This window comes from Acinetobacter sp. AL9 (genome assembly GCF_041464035.1).
Lineage (GTDB): Bacteria > Pseudomonadota > Gammaproteobacteria > Pseudomonadales > Moraxellaceae > Acinetobacter > Acinetobacter towneri.
In genome coordinates this window covers 13363-34186 of record NZ_JAYFSK010000028.1, presented here as the reverse complement: position 1 = coordinate 34186, position 20824 = coordinate 13363, and the positions used below count along the sequence as shown (strand labels likewise).

The 20824-nt window shown below is 41.7% G+C and carries 18 protein-coding genes and 1 pseudogene; 13 read left to right on the top strand and 6 right to left on the bottom strand.

All coding sequences use genetic code 11. The features are described 5' to 3' along the window. Positions 1-136: 136 nt before the first annotated feature. Positions 137-529: pseudogene (locus tag ACEO2X_RS08165) on the bottom strand (trans-aconitate 2-methyltransferase); the annotation flags it as partial. 236 nt (positions 530-765) lie between these two features. On the opposite strand from ACEO2X_RS08165, the gene ACEO2X_RS08160 reads away from it, so the two are divergent. Continuing rightward, entirely contained in the window at positions 766-2292 is a 1527-nt protein-coding gene (locus ACEO2X_RS08160; RefSeq protein ID WP_004974861.1) for a fumarate hydratase, read from the top strand. 102 nt (positions 2293-2394) lie between these two features. On the opposite strand, the gene ACEO2X_RS08155 is transcribed toward ACEO2X_RS08160, so the two are convergent. The 4 genes from ACEO2X_RS08155 to tig form a co-directional block, all read right to left on the bottom strand. Then, a complete protein-coding gene (locus ACEO2X_RS08155; protein WP_070153234.1) occupies positions 2395-3111 on the bottom strand; it encodes a DUF2846 domain-containing protein in 717 nt (238 codons plus the stop codon). A 193-nt stretch (positions 3112-3304) separates the two neighbouring features. Beyond that, the gene (gene clpX / locus ACEO2X_RS08150; protein ID WP_004974856.1) at positions 3305-4615 is read right to left on the bottom strand and encodes an ATP-dependent protease ATP-binding subunit ClpX; all 1311 of its coding nucleotides are present in this window, start codon (positions 4613-4615) and stop codon (positions 3305-3307) included. A gap of 29 nt (positions 4616-4644) precedes the next feature. Then, entirely contained in the window at positions 4645-5250 is a 606-nt protein-coding gene (gene clpP / locus ACEO2X_RS08145) for an ATP-dependent Clp endopeptidase proteolytic subunit ClpP (RefSeq protein WP_004974855.1), read from the bottom strand. A gap of 190 nt (positions 5251-5440) precedes the next feature. Beyond that, on the bottom strand, positions 5441-6772 hold the full coding sequence (gene tig / locus ACEO2X_RS08140) for a trigger factor (RefSeq protein ID WP_168417894.1): 1332 nt from the start codon (positions 6770-6772) through the stop codon (positions 5441-5443). 265 nt (positions 6773-7037) lie between these two features. Here tig and ACEO2X_RS08135 point away from each other — a divergent pair, with 265 nt between their 5' ends. The 8 genes from ACEO2X_RS08135 (at position 7038) to ACEO2X_RS08100 (ending at position 18008) form a co-directional block, all read left to right on the top strand. Next, positions 7038-9176: a TonB-dependent receptor domain-containing protein gene (locus tag ACEO2X_RS08135; RefSeq protein WP_371971602.1), complete on the top strand. Its 2139-nt coding sequence runs from the start codon at positions 7038-7040 to the stop codon at positions 9174-9176. Between the two features lie 290 nt (positions 9177-9466). Beyond that, complete coding sequence (locus tag ACEO2X_RS08130; RefSeq protein ID WP_371971601.1) at positions 9467-11701, top strand: catecholate siderophore receptor Fiu; 2235 nt, start codon at positions 9467-9469, stop codon at positions 11699-11701. Between the two features lie 159 nt (positions 11702-11860). Next, on the top strand, positions 11861-12544 hold the full coding sequence (locus ACEO2X_RS08125; RefSeq protein WP_179989946.1) for a Fe2+-dependent dioxygenase: 684 nt from the start codon (positions 11861-11863) through the stop codon (positions 12542-12544). Beyond that, the gene (locus tag ACEO2X_RS08120; RefSeq protein WP_371971600.1) at positions 12541-13641 is read left to right on the top strand and encodes an alpha-hydroxy acid oxidase; all 1101 of its coding nucleotides are present in this window, start codon (positions 12541-12543) and stop codon (positions 13639-13641) included. Before ACEO2X_RS08125 ends, ACEO2X_RS08120 begins: the two co-directional genes overlap by 4 nt. Positions 13642-13876: 235 nt before the next feature. Beyond that, complete coding sequence (leuA, locus tag ACEO2X_RS08115; protein WP_104852560.1) at positions 13877-15574, top strand: 2-isopropylmalate synthase; 1698 nt, start codon at positions 13877-13879, stop codon at positions 15572-15574. A gap of 93 nt (positions 15575-15667) precedes the next feature. Continuing rightward, entirely contained in the window at positions 15668-16828 is a 1161-nt protein-coding gene (locus ACEO2X_RS08110; protein ID WP_004974835.1) for a homoserine O-acetyltransferase, read from the top strand. After that, entirely contained in the window at positions 16828-17421 is a 594-nt protein-coding gene (metW, locus tag ACEO2X_RS08105; RefSeq protein WP_004974832.1) for a methionine biosynthesis protein MetW, read from the top strand. The genes ACEO2X_RS08110 and metW overlap by 1 nt, the downstream gene beginning before the upstream one ends. Next, a complete protein-coding gene (locus ACEO2X_RS08100; RefSeq protein ID WP_070153255.1) occupies positions 17418-18008 on the top strand; it encodes a tetratricopeptide repeat protein in 591 nt (196 codons plus the stop codon). The genes metW and ACEO2X_RS08100 overlap by 4 nt, the downstream gene beginning before the upstream one ends. A gap of 50 nt (positions 18009-18058) precedes the next feature. Here the strand turns inward: ACEO2X_RS08100 and ACEO2X_RS08095 are convergent, their stop codons facing one another. After that, entirely contained in the window at positions 18059-18304 is a 246-nt protein-coding gene (locus tag ACEO2X_RS08095; protein WP_225530414.1) for a cytoplasmic protein, read from the bottom strand. A gap of 130 nt (positions 18305-18434) precedes the next feature. Between ACEO2X_RS08095 and rdgB the strand changes: the two genes are divergently transcribed. From rdgB to tatC, 4 genes are all read left to right on the top strand, one after another. Next, positions 18435-19061: an RdgB/HAM1 family non-canonical purine NTP pyrophosphatase gene (rdgB, locus tag ACEO2X_RS08090; RefSeq protein ID WP_004974822.1), complete on the top strand. Its 627-nt coding sequence runs from the start codon at positions 18435-18437 to the stop codon at positions 19059-19061. A gap of 169 nt (positions 19062-19230) precedes the next feature. Then, entirely contained in the window at positions 19231-19467 is a 237-nt protein-coding gene (gene tatA / locus ACEO2X_RS08085) for a Sec-independent protein translocase subunit TatA (protein WP_253106435.1), read from the top strand. A 32-nt stretch (positions 19468-19499) separates the two neighbouring features. Beyond that, on the top strand, positions 19500-19985 hold the full coding sequence (tatB, locus tag ACEO2X_RS08080; protein WP_371971597.1) for a Sec-independent protein translocase protein TatB: 486 nt from the start codon (positions 19500-19502) through the stop codon (positions 19983-19985). Then, complete coding sequence (tatC, locus tag ACEO2X_RS08075; protein WP_178866887.1) at positions 19982-20770, top strand: twin-arginine translocase subunit TatC; 789 nt, start codon at positions 19982-19984, stop codon at positions 20768-20770. The genes tatB and tatC overlap by 4 nt, the downstream gene beginning before the upstream one ends. Positions 20771-20824 lie beyond the last annotated feature (54 nt).

The following is a 20824-nucleotide window of genomic DNA, read 5'->3' as shown; positions in this document are numbered from 1 at the left end:
CGCAAGAGATGCGATGGATGTCTGATGATTTGTAGTCATAAATTTAAGTCCCCACTTGTTTCTAAGTGGGGACTAAATTAAGGCTTATAGGATGAATTCAGAAGGTGTGTTCAGCGGACGCTTACGACCATAGCGCAAATTTCTCGAACATGTAGAGCTGATCGTTTGGCGTTAAATGAAAAAAGCTATCCCACGCCAAAATACCATCAAAGCACTGATTCAAGTCCACCGTACGCATATCCGCTTCAATCCAGCACTGTGTGGGAAAATGTTCACGCGTCATCTCCAGCATACTGTCCGCGCTATCTACCCCTGTAAGTTGATGCCCATGTTGTAATAGATACGCAGCAATAGGACGCCCCGAACCACAGCCCAAATCTAATATTTTGGCCTGCGCAGGCAAATAAGCAAGAAAACGATCCAGCCAAGTTTTTTCATATAACAACTGACCGCGCAAGTCTGTCCACGCTTTTGCATGCCGTTGATAAATGGGGATAATCTGAGCAGCTAAATGCGTGTGATCATTCATATTTACCCCAAACATCATTCCAAAGAAGTCTTTGAACATAGCTGAATTTGCACCAACAAAACAGCAAAATCATGGCCCGTTTTGACGACATAATTTTATGGATATTTCACAAATTCTCTCAAGCTAACGACTGATATTAAACTTTCGCCCAAAGCTTGATCAAAGTGCCCACAATCGCTGCATTTTATCTTATAATTTAGCCCGCTAGCTATCCGCCCGCTCAAGAGATTTTTGATATGACAACTATTATCAAGCAAGATGACTTGATCACTTCGATCAAAGACGCGCTTCAGTTCATTTCCTACTATCATCCACAAGACTTCATCCAAGCGATGAGCCGTGCTTATGATCGTGAAGAAAACAAAGCTGCGAAAGATGCGATTGCACAGATCTTAATTAACTCACGTATGTGTGCAGAAGGTCATCGTCCAATCTGTCAAGATACTGGTATCGTAAACGTATTCCTTGAAGTGGGTTTAGACGTTAAATTTGATTTAACCATGAGCTTGGACGACGCGATCAACGAAGGTGTACGTCAAGGTTACCTAGAAAACTCAAACGTACTTCGTGCATCGGTATTGGCTGATCCTGCATTTGGTCGTAAAAACACCAAAGACAACACCCCTGCAGTAATTCACTACAAACTCGTTCCGGGTAACAAAGTAGATATTACAGTTGCTGCCAAAGGTGGCGGTTCAGAAAACAAATCTAAATTGGCGATGTTGAACCCATCTGACTCAATTGTAGATTGGGTACTTAAAACTGTTCCGACTATGGGCGCAGGCTGGTGTCCACCGGGTATGCTTGGTATTGGTATTGGTGGTACTGCCGAAAAAGCCATGATGCTTGCAAAAGAAGCACTCATGGAAGAAATCAACATGGACGAATTATTACGTCGTGGCCCACAAAACAAAATGGAAGAACTCCGTATCGAGATCTTCGAGAAAGTGAATGCTCTTGGTATTGGCGCACAAGGTTTGGGCGGCTTAACGACGGTTCTTGATATTAAAATTAAAGACTACCCTTGCCACGCTGCAGGCAAACCAGTGGGTATGATTCCAAACTGTGCGGCAACTCGTCACGCACACTTCCAGTTAGATGGTTCAGGTGTAGCGCATATTCAAGCACCTAAACTTGAAGACTACCCAGAAGTAACTTGGGATTCTTCTAAATCTAAACGTGTAGATTTAGACAACATTACTCAAGAAGAAATGAACTCTTGGCAGCCGGGCGATACGTTGTTATTAAACGGTACGATTTACACAGGTCGTGATGCTGCACATAAGCGCATGGTCGACATGATCAACAATGGTGAAGAATTACCAGTCGACTTAAAAGGCAAATTCATTTACTACGTTGGCCCTGTCGATCCTGTTGGTGATGAGGTCGTTGGCCCTGCAGGTCCAACAACGGCAACCCGTATGGACAAATTCACCCGCCAAGTCTTAGAACACACTGGTTTGTTCGGTATGATTGGTAAGGCAGATCGTGGTCCTGCAGCCATTGAAGCGATCAAAGACCACAAAGCGACTTACCTCATGGCAGTAGGTGGTGCAGCTTACCTCGTATCTAAAGCAGTACGTGAAGCAGAAGTGGTTGCTTTTGAAGACTTAGGTATGGAAGCAATCTACAAATTCAAAGTTGAAGATATGCCTGTATCTGTTGCGGTAGATGTCAATGGTACATCTATCCACGCGATTGCACCAAAAATCTGGCAAGCTAAAATTGGCAAGATTCCCGTTGTAGATGCTGCAGCAGAATAATATTCCAATTTAGTAATAAGCGAAAAAGCACCCAACATTGGGTGCTTTTTTATGCTTACTGGAAATAAATAAAAGCAATGCATGAGATAAAGATGCAAAACCTTACCACGTTCTCGGATCCCACAATTTAAAGGGTTGGGTTAAATGCACATCTTCTGCAGGGTCATATTTTTCATGCTTGATTTTTTGTGGCTTTTTACGCAACTTACCTGTGGTTTGATCTTCCGCGACAAAGTTATAGCTTTCGGTTTTCAATTGAGTAAACGCTATTTCCTGTTGTGCCGTACTTGAAGGCATAAGAATTAAAGGCCCTGAAACCTCTTTGCGGGTACTCAAGTTTTCTTCATCATATTTAATAAAATACGACTGCCCTGCCTGTACCTGAAAATCCAAATACTTTGGTTTTTGGAAATGTAATGCACCCAAAGGACGACTCACACTCAGACGATACGCGCCTGGTGCCAGTTCAACCCAGTAATAATGATTGTGCAATAAACTTGGAATCCGATGTTTGTTGATAAACATACTAGCAGCGACAATTTCCTGTCTGTTCCATTTAGAATCTGGACGATATAAATACACGATGGCAGCATCGGCATGTTGTGCCTGAACAGGTTTAAAATTTTGCCCTAGTTTTTGATTGACCCAACCACCAATGGTCATCATGCCCAAACGGTGTTGTTCTACAAAACCAGGTTTTTGTTCTAAATCTAAAACTTTTAAGGTACTAGGTGGTTGCGTTTGTTGCACCACGTTTTTTTTGCCATGACATCCCAGCAACATTAAACTGGTCACGACCAAGATTGCGACACCACGCATGTCTATCCCTCACTGCGTTTCTTATTTTTGTAAATCACGTTTTTGAAATCACGCTGCAAATTCATTTTGCAATTGTTGTTTTGAATAATGGGCATCCACGCCTAGGTCTAAGATTAACACTGCCTTGATTTTTTTGACAATAAAAAAACGTGCCGAAACCTAGCGTTTCGGCACGTTTCAGACGAATAGCGTATTAAGCAGTTTTGCTGTCTAATACTTTTAAGTCAATTTTTTCTGCTGCAGGTTCTTCTGTTTGAGGCTGACGTTCGGTCTGAAATTCAGGTTTAGCACCTTCTTCAATCACCGCTTCAGTCACTACCACTGTGCCAACATCGGTACGGCTTGGCAAGTCGTACATGGTTTCGAGCAAGGCATTTTCCAGAATTGAACGCAAACCACGCGCACCTGTATTACGTTCAAGGGCTTTTTTCGCCACTGCACGTAATGCTGCATCTTCAAAGACTAAATCGACATTTTCCATCTCGAATAAGTATTGATATTGACGGGTTAAGGCATTTTTCGGCTCGGTCAGAATTTGCATCAATGCATCTTCATCTAGCTCGTCTAGCGTTGCAATTACAGGCAAACGACCAATGAACTCTGGAATTAAGCCAAATTTCACCAAATCGGTTGCTTCTACCTGACGAAATAAATCAGACAATTTCTTGCCTTCATCTTTTTTCTTCACGTCTGCCGTAAAACCAATGCCGCCTTTTTCTTGGCGTTGCTGCACAATTTTCTCTAAACCAGAGAATGCGCCACCGCAAATAAACAAGATATTTGAAGTATCAATTTGAATGAATTCTTGCTGTGGATGCTTACGTCCACCTTGAGGCGGAATAGAAGCCACCGTGCCTTCAATCATTTTGAGCAAGGCTTGCTGAACACCTTCACCAGACACATCACGAGTAATTGATGGGTTTTCAGACTTACGCGTGATCTTGTCAATTTCATCAATGTAGATAATGCCTTTTTGTGCTTTTTCTACATCGTAATCGGCTTTTTGCAACAGCTTTTGCACGATGTTTTCGACATCTTCACCCACATAACCCGCTTCGGTTAAAGTCGTGGCATCTGCCATTGCAAAAGGCACATCTAATAGACGTGCTAAGGTCTGTGCAAGTAAGGTTTTACCCGAACCCGTTGGACCTACCAACATGATGTTACTTTTTGAGATTTCGACAGCATCGCCTGCTTTATGCGCCTGATTGCTCACTTTTAGGCGTTTGTAATGGTTATATACTGCAACCGATAAGGTTTTTTTCGCAGTATCTTGACCAATTACATACTGATCAAGCGCAGCACGAATTTCATGTGGTTTTGGCAATGGACGTGTTGCCCAATCACCCGACTCAACTTGTTGACTGGTCTGAACCAAGTCTAAGCATACGTCCACACATTCATTACAGATGTATGCGTCCTCGCCTGCAATCAGCTTCCCGACTTCAGACTGCGTTTTACCGCAAAATGAACAATGTTTTTGTCCCTGAGGATGTTCGGACATAGTCACTCCAATATCTCAATCTTTAAAACTTATGGACGTTTTGTTAAAACTTCATCCACAAGACCGTATTCCTTCGCTGCCTGCGCAGTCATGAAGTTGTCACGGTCGGTATCTCTTGCGACAGTTTCATAGTCCTGACCACTATGTTCTGCCATTAAACGGTTCAAACGCTCTTTAATGAATAGAATTTCACGTGCATGAATTTCAATATCAGACGCCTGACCACGGAAACCACCAAGTGGCTGGTGAATCATGACACGCGCATTTTCAAGACAGTAACGCTTACCTTTTGCACCTGCGTTGAGCAGAAAAGCACCCATAGATGCTGCTTGTCCCATACAGTAAGTCACAACATCAGGCTTAATAAATTGCATGGTATCGTAAATTGCCATACCCGCAGTCACAGAACCGCCTGGTGAGTTAATGTATAGGTGAATATCTTTATCTGGGTTTTCTGCTTCTAAAAACAACATCTGCGCCACAATTAAGTTGGCCATATTATCTTCGACTTCACCCGTCAAAAAAATGACACGTTCACGTAAAAGACGTGAATAAATATCAAAAGAACGCTCACCACGAGAGGATTGTTCAACCACCATGGGTACTAAAGCATTTTCAATTGTTGGAACATACATATGGTTATTTATTCCTAAATTCTTGTGACACGACTCATGTTCACAATATGAGGGATAATTGTCTAAATTGCAAAATATTCACAGCTTAAATCGTAGATATTTTGAGTTAAATGTTGTCGATCTGTGAAAAACCCAAAAACTGCGATGCAATAAAAAAGGCGCACAAAGCGCCTTTTTTACCTAAAGCCAATTAGCCTTGTTGACGAGCTTGTTGCTCTTTCAATAAGTCTTCATAGCTTACAGATGTATCAGTCACTTTTGCAGAAGCTAAGATGTGATCTACAACCTGATCTTCTAAAACAACTGCTTCGATTTGTGAACGCTGTTGTTTGTCATTTTTGAAGTATTCAATTACTTCGTTTGGATCTTCATAAGAAGAAGCCATATCTTCGATGTAAGCATCTACACGTGCTTGGTCAACTTCAAGTTTAGCATCTGCCAATACTTTGCTAACCAATACGCCTAGTTTTACAGATTTTTCAGCTTGTTCTTTGAACAATTCATCTGGAAGCATGCTTGAGTCAAATGCTTTTGCACCTTGCGCACCAAACTGCTGAGTGAATTGCTGAATCATTTGCTGACGTTGACGGTCAACTTCTTGAGCAACCATCGCTGCTGGAAGCTCAACTTCGTTTGCAGCAACTAGAGCATCAAAAGTTGCGCCTTTCACTTGGTTACGTAAACCATTTTTCACTTCACGTTCCATGTTTTTACGAACGTCAGCTTTTAATTTGTCTACGCCATCTTCTTCAGAAATACCGAAGATTTGTAGGAATTCAGCATCAATTTCTGGAAGTTTTTGCTTTTCAACAAGTTTCACAGTGATTTTGAATTGAGCTGCTTTACCTGCAAGGTTTGCTGCTTGGTAGTCTTCAGGGAAAGTTACATCAATAACTTTCTCTTCACCTTTTTTCATGCCCACGATGCCATCTTCAAAACCAGGAATCATGCGACCAGAACCAAGCACCAGTTTAAAGTCTTCAGCAGCACCACCTTCAAACTTCTCGCCATCTACAGTGCCTTCAAAGTCAAAAGTCACTTGCATGTCTTTTTTCGCCATGCCTTTGGTTTCTGCCCAAGAAGCACGTTGCTTTTGAAGATTTTCAAGCATTTGTTCAACGTCTTTGTCGTTCACTTCTGAAGACTTACGTTCAACTTCTAAACCTTCAAATTTCACTTCAACTTCTGGATAAACTTCAACTGTCGCTTCGTAAACTAAAGCGTCGTCTTTCATTTCAGTTTTTTCGATATTTGGCATACCAACAGCGTTGATTTTTTCTTGTTGGATTGCTTCAAAAACGGTGTCACGAATAATGTCGTTCACCACTTCTTGATAAATACCCGCACCGTATTCACGACGAACAACGTTTACAGGCACTTTACCTGGACGGAAGCCGTTGATCTTCACAGTTTTGGCAGTGCGTTTCAAGCGAGCTTCAAACTGCTCGTTAATACGGCTCGTCGGTACAGATACATTTAAACGACGGGCAACGCCCGAAACCGCTTCAGAAGTTACTTGCATGGCTTCCTCGATATAGTTAGTAATAACAGTTTATAAAAAAGTGCCACATTATATGACAACATTAAAGGATATACAAAATACGTTCTGATCTCGACTGAATTTTTTTAATCGTCACGCTATTTTCTGTAAATTTTCAACTTTGTGTATATTTCTTGTTGTAAATAAGAATACTTATCATTATTATTAACCAACTCCTTCATGAATGATTCTAATTACCATATAGGTTCAATTGGCATCATCAATTCATAATCAGAGATTTCATTTTATGGCTAAGTTCAACCTACACCCGCTGTGTTTTGCTTTACTTGGGGCAACCTCTACTGCTGTTTTCGCAAATACCTCTACCGATGCGACTTCAACCCACCAACTTTCCACAATTGTGGTTTCAGCGGCAGGTTTTGAACAAGAGCTAAAAAATGCACCCGCATCTATTAGTGTGGTGACCAAAGAAGATATTGAAAAGAAAAATGCCACCAGCATTGCTGATTTATTAGCAGATGTTCCTGGAATTGATATTCGCTCAGGCGTAGGTAAAACGTCGGGGCTAAATGTGAAAATGCGTGGGCTTGGAAATGATTACAGCCTGATTCTAATTGATGGACGTCGTCAAAGTACATCTTCGGATGTCACCCCGAATGGTTTTGGTGAAACATCAAATGGATTTTTGCCACCACTTGCCGCAATTGAACGCATTGAAGTGATTCGTGGCCCTATGGCTACTCGCTATGGCTCAGAAGCGATGGGTGGTGTGATCAATATCATTACCAAAAAAGTGTCTGATGAGTGGAATGGGAATGTCACTGTCAGCGGTAATGTCATGGAAAGTAATGCCGAAGCAGACTCATGGAAAACCAGTTTTGTCGTCAATGGACCACTGATCAATGACCGTTTAGGTTTGCAACTACGTGGCAGCTATTTAGACCGTCAACGTTCAGAACGTATTCAGGGTTCAACAGGTCGTGACCCACGCCCAAGCAAAGCTGATAATTATGATATCGGTGCAAAATTAGACTTTAAACTTGATGATCAAAACTCTTTTTGGATCGATGGTTTTTCATCAACTCAAAAATATGACAATTCAGATCAACGTTTGGGTAACTTCATTTCTCGTGGCGGTATTGCAGGATATGAAGATGAACTTGAGTTTAATCGTATTCAAATTGCTGCAGGTCATGATGGACAATATGACTTCGGTTTGTGGAAAACTTATATCAGTCAGAATACAACTGAGACTAAAGGACGCACCATTCCAACGGATGCATTTCCAGCACTTGCAGGACAACCCCGCAAATTAGAAAATACTGATTTAGTCTTTGACTCACATTTAGTCACTCCAATTGCGAACCACAAACTTACTATTGGCACCGAATATAAAGACACTACTATTGCAGATGATATCGCAGGCATTGGTAAAGAATTTACTCAAGATACTTGGTCACTGTATGCTGAAGATGAATGGCAATTAAGAGATAACCTTTATTTTACCTTTGGTGGACGCTACGAAGATCACAGTGGTTTTGGTGGACAGTTTAGCCCGCGCGCATATTTGGTATGGAATACAACCGATGACTTAACGATTAAAGGAGGCGTCAGCACAGGCTATAAAACTCCATCAGCCAAAGATTTGTATAACGGTATCAATGGTTATAGTGGACAAGGTGCAACACCAAGTCTCGGAAATCCTGATCTAGATCCAGAAACTTCAGTCAACTATGAACTTGGTTTTAATTATCAACCGACTGATGCTTTAAATTTAACGGCAACAGCATTCTTCAACCAAGTTGAAGATAAAATTATTTCTAAAACCTTTAGCTGTCAAACCAATGACTGTTCTAACTTCAGCAACAAAGTTACCTCTTTTAGTAAAAGCTTTAATGCTGATGAAGCGGAAATTTACGGATTAGAAACTTCATTGCAGTACCAAATTATCCCAGAATGGGATATCAAAGCCTCCTACACCTTTACAGAATCAGAAATCACCAAAGGTGATGATAAAGGGTATGCTTTAGAATCAACTGCTAAACATTTACTTAACTTGACTTCAACTTGGCATATTAATGATGCATTTGATATTTGGTTACAACATGAGTACCAATCTGGTCGCCCTCGCTTTACTGCCAAACCAACAGATGCCGGCTCACAAAGCATTGAAGTACAAACAAATAATGAGTTCTCTGGGTATAACCTCTTTAACTTAGGCACAAGCTATCAATTTAACGATCACATTCGTATTAATGCTGCGGTAAACAACTTACTAGATAAAGACTTTACCCAAAATATGGATTACATCGATATCAATGGTGATACACAACAGGCATATAAATATCTATCTATCGGACGCAGTTCTGAAGGTACATATTTAGCAGGCCGTAACTACTGGCTTTCTGTTTCTTATGACTTCTAAGTCTTAAACTTCATCTCAAACCCTGCTTCGGCAGGGTTTTCTAGTCTCCCCCCAAGCCTTTCACGTTCACATCGTTTTATTAAATAATAATATTGATAATGATTATTATTTTCAAATAAGAATTAAAGAAAACACCACTCCGCACATTGTTATTGATAATGATTCTCAATACAATTAGCATCAATTGTTATAGACGTCATAACAACAACTTCACACTTTATTCATTTTGAACTAAAAACGCTGAATAAAGCGTGGTCTCCTGTTGGTTTACATTTAGGGAAATACCATAAATGGCACAGATCAAAAGCCGCAAACACAATCGCTCTGCGCAACTGATGGCTCTAGCCGCCTCTCTTCCACTACTTGCACATGCAGCAAACCCTGAAGATGACGTCACCCAGCTTCCCACTATTACCGTTAAATCTGAAGCTGAAAGCAAATACAAGGCAGACAGTTTAAGCTCTGCAAAATACACACAGCCGTTGTTGGATACTCCACAAACCATATCTGTAATTAAAAAAGAAATTTTGCAGGAGCAAGGTGCAACCTCGTTGGTTGAAGCCTTACGCAACACTCCAGGCATTACCCTGCAACTTGGTGAAAATGGTAATACCAGCGCAGGCGATGCCTTTCAAATGCGAGGTTTTTCTACCCAAACCTCAACTTATGTCGATGGTATTCGAGATTTAGGTGCGATCAGCCGTGATGTCTTTAACCTTGATCAAATTGAAGTGGTCAAAGGCCCATCAGGTTCAGAAGCGGGTCGTGGTGCAGCATCGGGTTATATCAATTTGGTCAGCAAATTACCGCAAAGTGAAAGCAGTCAGGAAATTTCTGCAACTTACAACACAGCACAACATACAAGACTTTCTGCAGATATTAACCAAATCATCAATCCTAATACCGCCTTTCGCCTGAATGTGATGGGTCAAGAAGGCGGCATAGAAGGACGCGACTATATTGAAAACAATAGTTATGCCATCGCCCCTTCTATTGCCTTTGGATTAAATACTGCCACACGCCTGTATTTATATTCTCAACACATCAGACAACGCAATATTCCAGATGGTGGCATTCCAACTGTGGGCATGCAAGGCTTTTACAATACCGATTCACTGTTAGCCACTGCGCCTAAAGTCAATCGGGAGAATTTTTATGGCCATGTCAATGACTATGAAGATGTCGATGCTGATATGTTCACCGCAAAAATTGAAAGTGATTTAACCGATCAACTCAAACTGACCAATATCACCCGTGTAGCGAAAACCCACATGAATCGGGTTTTAACAGGCATCAATACAGGTGCAAATGGTCTTCGAACCAATGGTTCATCAAACCCTGCCGAATGGGAAGTGAACCGCTCCCGCCAAGGCGTCGATCAAGAAAATAAAATTCTGGCCAATCAAAGCACTTTAAACTGGAGTGTCAAAACGGGGGCAGTACAGCATGATGTTGTTGCAGGTATGGAGTTTTTAAAAGAACAGCAATCTAGCAAACTCATGGCAACCCAGATGCCTGGCGAAGCCACTGCCGATACACCGTGGGCCAATCTTTATCACCCAGACCGCAATCAAGCCATGCCAGCGCTTATTTATAATGGCGGTTATACCGATGGTGAAACCCAAACGGCAGCCGCATATTTATTTGATACTCTAAAATTTGGAGAGCGTTTTCAACTGAACGGCGGCGTGCGTGTAGATTATTATGAAACCGATTATCAGGGACTTACTCTGCCACGTGGAGGAAATGCTTTGGTGGCTGCCGATCTCAGCACGCACGATACGCTGTTCAGCTGGAAACTTGGCGCTGTATATAAGCCTACATTAAATAGCAGTATTTACGCTGCGTATGCAAAATCACTAACGCCACCCGGCAGCACCAACTTCACGCTGTCTGAATCAGGCAATGACGCCATTAATGCGCAGCCTCAAGAAACCCATCATTATGAATTAGGCAGCAAATGGGAGTTATTGCAAGGCAAACTGGCTGTGGCTGCTGCAGCGTATCGCACAGAAAATGAAAATCAATCGACCATTGATCCGATTTCCCAGCTTGCCGTGCAGGAAGGCAAAAAACGTGTCGATGGTGTTGAGCTAAGTGCTGTAGGTCAAATTACCGATGCCTGGAATGTTTCTGCAGGCGTTGCCCACATGAAAGTTAAACAACTGAATCAACGCTCATCGAGTAGCACAACATTATCTGAACGCTGGTCACCTGAATGGACTGCAAGCTTATGGTCAACCTACGACTGGGCGGGCTTTAAATTTGGTTTAGGTGCTCGCTATGTCGATGAACAAAAACGTGTTGTGACTGACAGCAACGCACCTGCCAACATGCCAAATATTCCAGGCTATGTCGTATTTGATGCCTTAGCAGGCTACAACTTTAACAAGCATGCTTCACTAAATCTCAACCTCTACAACCTTGCCGATAAAGAATATATCAGCACCCTCAACAATGGTGGTGGTCGTGTGGTTCTTGGACAGCCACGCTCAGCAGCACTTAGCTTGAATTACAAGTTCTAAGTAATTGCAATAAATCTATAGCACGGCTCAAAAGAGGCTATATAGATTGGTTCGGGCGATGAGTCGCTTTCATAGTACATATCGCTCGAACTTTTTATGCTGAACCATAATGTCGAGTATTCAATTTTTTGAATTATAACTTTCACAGGAAGAATCAATATGATGCTTCACATTCCAGAAGTTCTTAGCAAAGTGCAAGTCCAACAGATTCGCGCTGAATTGGACACTGCAGCTGCATGGCAAAATGGTCAATTCAGTGCAGGCGCACAAGCACAGAAAATTAAACAGAATTTACAATTTGACCTGCAGCATCCGAGCTATGTAACTCTGTCACAAGACATCCTCAGTGCACTAAAACAACAGGCTTTATTGCAGTCCTTTGCCTTGCCGCTGCACATTCTGCAACCCATGTTCAATTGTTATCAAAACACAGGAACTTATGGCAATCATGTCGATAATGCCGTGCAATATTGTGCACAAGTACGACGCCCGATTCGCACCGATGTATCCATGACCCTATTTTTAAGTGAGCCTGAAGAATATCAGGGCGGTGAACTGATCATTGAAGATAGTTACGGTAGCCATGCGGTTAAACTCAATGCAGGCGATGCCATCGTATACCCTGCCACCAGTTTACATAGAGTCGAACCTGTCACCGCAGGTCAAAGAATTGCAGCATTTACATGGTGTCAAAGTATGGTCAAAGATGACTGGCAACGCAGTATGTTGTTCAATTTAGATATGACTATTTTGCAATTGCGTCAACAACTTGGAGATACAGCAGAAGTATTGTCCCTGACTGCGCACTATCACAATCTGATTCGTCAATGGAGTCAGTTATGAATACCACGCCATTGGCAGCTTTGAATCACATCCCGCCACATTTACACACCATTGCCGACTATCAAAAACAGGCGCAATTACATTTAGATGCAGCCACTTGGGCCAATTTAGAAGGCGCTGCAGGCGATGAATATAGTCTGAACAACAATTTACGTGCGTTTGCCGATATTCAATTATTGCCCCGTCATTTAAATACTTTTGCAGGGGCAAATACGCAAATTCAGCTCTTGGGCGAACAGTATCCACACCCAATTTTTTTAGCGCCCGTGGCTTACCAACAACTGTTTCATCCACAGGGGGAAATTGCTACAGCGCAAGCGGCAGCCGCCCTACAAGCCCCCATGATTCTCAGTCATTTAAGTACCACTTCAATGAGCACACTGAATCAGGTTTCGGGCGCGGCAAAATGGTTTCAACTGTATTGGCAAGGCAGTCGTAAAGCTGCTTTGGATTTGATTTTTCAAGCGCAACACTATGCCTATCAAGCCATTGTACTCACGGTTGATGCACCGCACATGGGCATTCGAGATCGGGAACGTCGCGCTGCTTTTCAATTGCCTGCACATATTCGGGCGGTATATCAATCATCTGTAAATACCACTCCGCTTAAGGAAAATCAGCACCCTCTTTTTGATGGATTGATGCAGCAGGCTGCCACATGGGAAGATATTGCTTGGTTGCTACAACACAGTCCACTGCCTATTTTACTCAAAGGTATTTTACATCCTGCCGATGCGCAGCAGGCATATCAGTACGGAGCACACGGTATTATTGTGTCTAATCATGGTGGTCGAGTTTTAGATACCGCAGTCAGTCCAATTCAAGTTTTAAGTACTATCCGAAAAATTTTACCGCACGATTTCCCTATTCTATTGGACAGTGGTATCCGCCGTGGCACAGATATTTTTAAAGCATTAGCCCTAGGGGCAAATGCAGTATTAATTGGACGGCCATATATTTATGGCTTGGCAGTTGCTGGTGCATTAGGGGCAGCGCATAGCATCAAGCTCTTAAAAGAAGAATTTGAAGTGAGCATGGCACTTATGGGAACAAGCAGCATTGAACAGATTAACAACAGTTATATTTATCAGAAATAAAACAAATAACAGAAAAAATTTTCACAGGTATGGCTATATTTGTAAAAAACAGGGAATTATTACCCTTGCAGATCCATTAACATACAGATATTGGTTTACAAGTGCCATGATTCGACTTTTAGCGATAGTCTCCTGAAAATAGCTTGTAAATTGATAGAATAGACACAATCTATATTTATAGTAAGTTGCCGTTATCCACGACCGATGCAACCGCTACTATTCAAGGAGTTTTCACATGATGTTGGCAGATCCAAGCAAAAAATACCGTCGTATGTACCAGCGTGTCGACTTACCAGACCGCCAATGGCCAAATAACGAAATTACCAAAGCGCCAATCTGGATGAGTACCGACCTACGTGACGGTAACCAAGCGATCTTTGAGCCAATGAACATTGAACAAAAATTCAAAATGTTCCAAATGCTTGTGAAAATTGGTTTTAAACACATCGAAATTGGTTTCCCATCGGCATCTCAAGTTGACTTCGATTTCACGCGTAAATTGATTGAAGAAGGTCATATTCCAGATGACGTATATATTGAAGTATTGGTACAAGCACGTGACCATTTAATCGCACGTACTTTTGAATCTTTACAAGGTGCAAAACGTGCAATTGTGCATATTTATAATGCCAACTCGCCTACCTTCCGCCAAAAAGTCTTGAATGTAGATGTTGCGGGTGCCAAACAATTGGCCATCAACGCTGCAACCAAAGTAAAAGAATATGCAGCAAAACAGCCTGAAACTGAGTGGGTATTCCAGTACAGCCCAGAATGTTTCACTGCAACTGAGTTAGAAGTGGCTAAAGATGTTTGTGATGCGGTAACTGAAATTTGGGAAGCATCGCCAACCAATAAAGTCATTTTAAACTTGCCTGCAACAGTGGAAGTGTCTACACCAAACGTGTATGCAGACCAAGTTGAATGGATGCACCGCAATATTGAGCGTCGTGATGGTGTGATCATTTCAGTACACTGTCACAATGACCGTGGTTGTGGTATTGCCGCTTCTGAATTGGCCATCATGGCGGGTGCAGACCGTGTAGAAGGTTGTGTATTTGGTAACGGTGAGCGCACAGGTAACGTAGACGTTGCTGCGATTGCGTTGAACATGTACACCCAAGGTGTTGCACCAGAGTTGGATTTCTCAAACATCAACGAAATTATTGCAACAGTTGAAGAATGCACAGGCTTGCCAGTACACCCTCGTCATCCGTACGCAGGTGACTTAGTCTTTACTGCATTCTCTGGTTCACACCAAGACGCAATTAAGAAAGGTTTTGAGTTCCAGAAAAATGAAGAAATTTGGGATATGCCTTACTTGCCAATTGACCCGAAAGATTTAGGTCGTGACTATGACGCAGTGATTCGTGTCAACTCACAATCGGGTAAAGGCGGTATTGCTTACTTGTTAGAATCGAACTACAACGTGACTTTGCCGCGTCGTTTACAAATCGAATTCTCGCAAATTGTGCAACAACGTACCGATGAACAAGGTACAGAAATTAGCGCAAGCGAAATTTGGAACTTGTTTAAAGAAACTTACGTTGCGGTAAAAGATGCACAATATGCAACACAAAACTACAAATTGTCTGATGAAAATGGCAATCAGGTCATTGAACTAGATGTTGTAGTAAATGGTGAAACGCAGCACTTACGTGGCGAAGGCAATGGCCCAATTTCAGCGATTTTAAACGCATTGCAATTGCCAATTGATGTCTTGAACTACGAAGAGCGCAGCATTAGCTCGGGTGCACATGCAAAAGCGTTGGCTTTAATTGAATTGCAAGTGAAAGGCACAGGTAAATCTGCCTTTGGTGCAGGGGTTCATGACAACATTGTGACTTCATCAATTGATGCGATCATTGCTTGTACAAATCGCTTGATTGAGCAAGGTGTATTAAGCACGGATCAAGTGGTTGCTGCCGCAGTTTAAAGCGCTGCAAACGCATAAAAGCATTTTGAAAAGGATACCCCAAGTGGTATCCTTTTGTTTATTCATCCTCAGGATTTAAGGCGAATTATTCCCGTGTCTTTTCCAGCTGACTCAGTAGGCATTGTTGTTCCAGAAAAGTTCCAATTTGAAGAACCCCTAGAGCTCGAATGTGGCCGTGTTCTACCCCGCTTCGAACTGATGGTCGAAACCTACGGCACGCTCAATGCCGATAAATCCAATGCGATTCTGATCTGTCATGCACTATCAGGGCATCACCATGCTGCGGGTTATCATCATGCCGATGATAAAAAAGCAGGTTGGTGGGATGCCTGTATTGGCCCTGGAAAAGCCATTGATACCAGTCGTTTCTTTGTGGTGGCGCTAAACAATATTGGCGGCTGTAACGGTTCTACTGGCCCCACATCGCCTAACCCTGAAAATGACAACCGTCCTTATGGCCCAGACTTCCCGTTAGTTACGGTGCGAGATTGGGTAAAAACCCAAGCCATGCTGTCTGATCGTTTAGGCATTGAGGTCTGGTATTCGATTATTGGCGGCTCTTTGGGTGGTATGCAGGCCTTGCAGTGGTCGGTAGATTATCCTGACCGTCTGAAAAAATGCGTGATTATTGCCAGTGCACCAAAACTGTCTGCACAAAATATTGCCTTTAACGAAGTCGCACGTCAGTCCATTTTATCTGACCCAGATTTTCATCATGGGCGTTATTTGGAACATGACAGCTATCCAAAACGTGGATTGATTTTGGCACGCATGGTCGGACATATCACCTATTTGTCTGAAGAGGCCATGAAACAGAAATTTGGTCGTGACTTAAAATCAGGCAAATTTATGTATGGTTTTGATGTCGAATTTCAGGTCGAAAGCTATTTACGCTATCAAGGCGAGCAATTTAGCCGTAACTTCGATGCCAATACTTATTTAATTATGACCAAGGCACTCGATTATTTTGATCCTGCACGTGAATACGAGCAATCCTTACAAAAAGCCATGGCGAATACAAAATGCAAGTTTTTAGTGGTGTCATTTACCACCGACTGGCGCTTTAGCCCTGAGCGTTCGCAGGAAATTGTGGATGCGCTAATTAGCAATCATAAACCTGTCAGCTATTTAGATATTGATGCCGAACAAGGACACGACTCGTTCTTGTTCCCAATTCCACTGTACGTGAAAGCCATGCGTGCATTCTTGGGCGGAACAGAACATCTTCAAGCAACCCCACAGGAGGCCGTGTAATGCGTCTTGATCAGCAACTTGCCGAAAAGTGGATTAAACCCAATTCTAAAGTACTCGATTTGGGTTGTGGCGATGGTGAACTGTTGGCACACATGAGCAAACAGCATAATATTCGTGCATACGGATTAGAAATTGATCAAGAAAAGATTGCAATTGCGATCAGTCGCGGGTTAAATATCATCCAACAAGACTTGAATTTGGGGCTTAGCCGTTTTGCAGACCAGTCTTTTGACTATGTGGTCATGGCACAAGCCTTGCAAGCAGTAGATGCACCTGACGTATTATTAAGAGATATGGTACGTGTGGGTAAACAGGCAATTATTACCTTTCCGAACTTTGCGCATTGGAAGACTCGCTCTTTTCTTGCCTTAAAAGGGAAAATGCCTGTTTCAGATGCATTACCTTATATGTGGTACAACACCCCAAATATTCATTTGTGTACGTTTCGTGATTTTGAGGCACTTTGTGCCGAAAATAATATTCGCATCATTAACCGACTTGCCGTGAATGGGAATCAACAAGATAGTTTACTCAGTAAGCATCTGCCTAATTTGTTTGGTGAAGTCGCAATTTATCGAGTGAGCGCTCTATGAAAAAACTATTATTAAGCACCACGCTATTGGTTGGACTGTTGAGCATTCAAGCCCATGCAGATTATGTTTCACCATCATCTTCTGTAGCGAGCCAAGCGGCTCAATATTCAACCATGGATATTAATGGCTTGATTAAAGCAGCCAAAGCAGGTCAGGCAGGCGCACAATTTTACTTAGCGACAAAATATCAACAAGGTAAAGACGTTCAACAAGACAGCCGTCAAGCGTTTGCTTGGTACAAAGCTGCGGCAGATCAAGGTTTATCGGCTGCGCAATTAAATGTAGGTCGTATGTTGGCAGATGGTATTGGCACGAAAAAAGACGAAGTCTTAGCACGTCAATATTTTGAAAAGGCGGCTAGCCGTGGTGATAACCGTGCCAGCTTTAACCTTGCCATGATGGAAGAACAAAAGAAAAACTATATGGGTGCGTATCAGTGGTATGAGTTATCTACCCGTGATGGCATGCTCGACAATAAAGTAATTTCTTTGTCTGAAGGTAAGAAAACCGCTTTGGCAGCTAACTTAACTCAAGAACAAATTCGTCAAGCACGTGACCGCGCAGACCAATGGATTCAAGCGCAATAAATTTAACTACGTTTGAAGTGATCTCAAAGCACCTTCGGGTGCTTTTTGTTTTATCCGAAATAAACTGCCTGCATGGCCTGTAGCAGTTCAGGACTGAATTCTTCTACTGCAGCAGAACCTAATACCGCATCTATACCACAATGCGGACAAATTGCGGTTTGCTCATCATCACACCAATCTTCAATTTCGCTATAAGCAAAAGTTTCCAGACAGTAAAAACAGCCAGAACGCTCACTTTGCTGCAATAATGTACGGTGCTGACTCGAATAACGGTAGATCTCTGAAATTTTGCTCATCATGATTCCCCTATTTTTTTATATCTCAGCATAATTGGTATGTATTAAAACAAATCTATCTAAGATTAAACTTTTAAGTCTGCAAAATCCGTTAAAATATCCAAGATTATTTTGAATTAAGATCTGAATTATGGCTGCAACTGATTGGCGTGCTCAAGGTACTTTGGTTTTAGCAAGCAATAACAAGGGAAAAATTGCAGAATTTGAAACCCTGTTTGCGCAATTAGACTTGCCTGTGCAAGTGATTCCGCAAGGTCAACTAAATATTGAAGATGCTGTTGAAGATGGTTTGAGCTTTGTTGAAAATGCCATTTTAAAAGCACGCCATGCCGCAAAAATTTCAGGAAAGCCTGCCATTGCAGATGACTCTGGTTTATGTGTGCCTATTTTAGGCGGCGCACCGGGGATTTATTCTGCACGTTTTGCAGGCGAACATGGCAATGATGCAGCCAACAATGAAAAACTTTTGAATAAACTCAAACCACTACGTCAAGACGGCGCAGCAATTGAAGGTATGTTTGTTTGTGTTTTGGCTTTGGTTGAACATGCCGATGATCCATTACCACAAATTTTCCAAGGTATTTGGAAAGGCGAGATTTTAGCAGAAGCTCGTGGTGAAAATGGTTTTGGCTATGACCCGCTCTTTTGGTTGCCTGAATTGGGAGTGTCGAGCGCAGAAATGTCGAAAGCAGAAAAGAATAAAATCAGTCACCGTGGTCAGGCGATGCAACTGTTTAAAGCAAGTTTACAAGCTTAGATTTAACAGATGTGATTGATCTTACAGCCCGTTTTCAAACACGGGCTGTTTTATTTTCAAGCTTTACAAATCAGGTCAAACATCCCTTGTCGTCAAATCGCAACACATTCGTCACCGCATTGTCATACAGACCTGTTGAGATAGGCTCAACTATTGAGAGGTCTAAATCATGGCAGGATTATCTATTTGGCACGTGCTGATTTTTGCAATTGTGGTCATTTTATTATTTGGTACATCTAAGCTTAAAAACTTAGGTAAAGATGTAGGTGGCGCGGTCAAAGATTTTAAAAAATCAATAAAAGATGATGAGGCAGAAGCGGCGCAACTGAAAGAACCTCGTACGATTGAACATCAAGCCAATAGCAGTGATGTAACAACTGATTCTAAAAGCCATATCAAAAGCTAACATTTTGAATTGATCATGCTTGAGGATAAATCATGTTAAATCTTGGCATGAGCGAACTGCTGGTTTTTTCTATCATTGCAGTCATCGTTTTAGGACCAGATAAATTACCGACAGCAATTCGCTCTGTCATTAAGTGGTATCGTCAAATTAAAATGCTGATTACTAATGTCCAGCGGGATATTGAGCGTGAACTAGAAATCACTGAAATTAGAGAAACAATGCAAAAAGAAATTGCCCGCTTTAAAGATATTGAAAAAAATATGCAGGCTCAATTGGATCAAATTCAGCAAGAAGTTAATCAACAACATCAAGAACTCGAAAAAGCAATATCACCCGAAATCAAAGCACCTGAAGACCAAACCAAGCTGAAAAATCCTGAACAGCGTGCAGCTGAATCCAATGCGGCTCAGGCTAAACCTTGTACTCAAGCTAAAGAAGTACCATATCTGACTACAGAAACACAGCTAGTATCTGAAAATCCTTTACAAAAACAAGAGCAAAAGGTCGTCACAACATGACCAGTACCACCAATCAAACTGAACAATTCAATCAAACCACATCTGAAGAAAATGAAGCGCTTGAACAACTTCCTTTTACCGTACATTTAATTGAGTTACGTCGCCGTCTAATTAAATGTGTCGGGCTGATTATTGCTCTCTTCTTTATGATGTTGCCTTTTGCAAATCAACTGTATGAAATGCTGTCCTCTCCGTTACGCGGACGCTTACCTGAACATGCAACCATGATTGCAACAGACGTTACTGCAACTTTTATGGCACCCTTTAAACTGAATTTTTATGTGGCTTTCATTATTGCCATGCCATTTATTTTGTATCAAATTTGGCAATTTTTAGCGCCAGCACTGTATAAAACAGAAAAAAAGATCGCACTGCCTATTTTATTTTCGAGTATCGTATTATTTTATGCAGGCATTGCTTTTGCTTACTTTATTACTTTACCCGCAGTGCTGACCTTTTTTATGCAAGCCTCTCCTGATTCTGTCGCACCTATGACAGATATCAACAGTTATTTGAGTTTTTGTTTAAAACTATTTTTAGTGTTTGGTATTACCTTTGAGATACCAGTTGCCACCGTCATGCTAATTTTAGCGCATATCGTTACGATTGAATCTTTGGTTACAAAGCGACGCTATATTATTGTTGGTTGTTTTTTTATTGCCATGTTTGTTACACCACCAGATGCACTTAGCATGTTAATGCTTGCCATTCCCATGTGGTTATTATTTGAATTGGGCATACTTTTAGGTCGTATTTTATTAAAAAAACAAATTAAATCTTGCTGATCTTTTTAGGGGTCAGCGCTACACTTTTACCAACAAAATACAAACTATTTATCA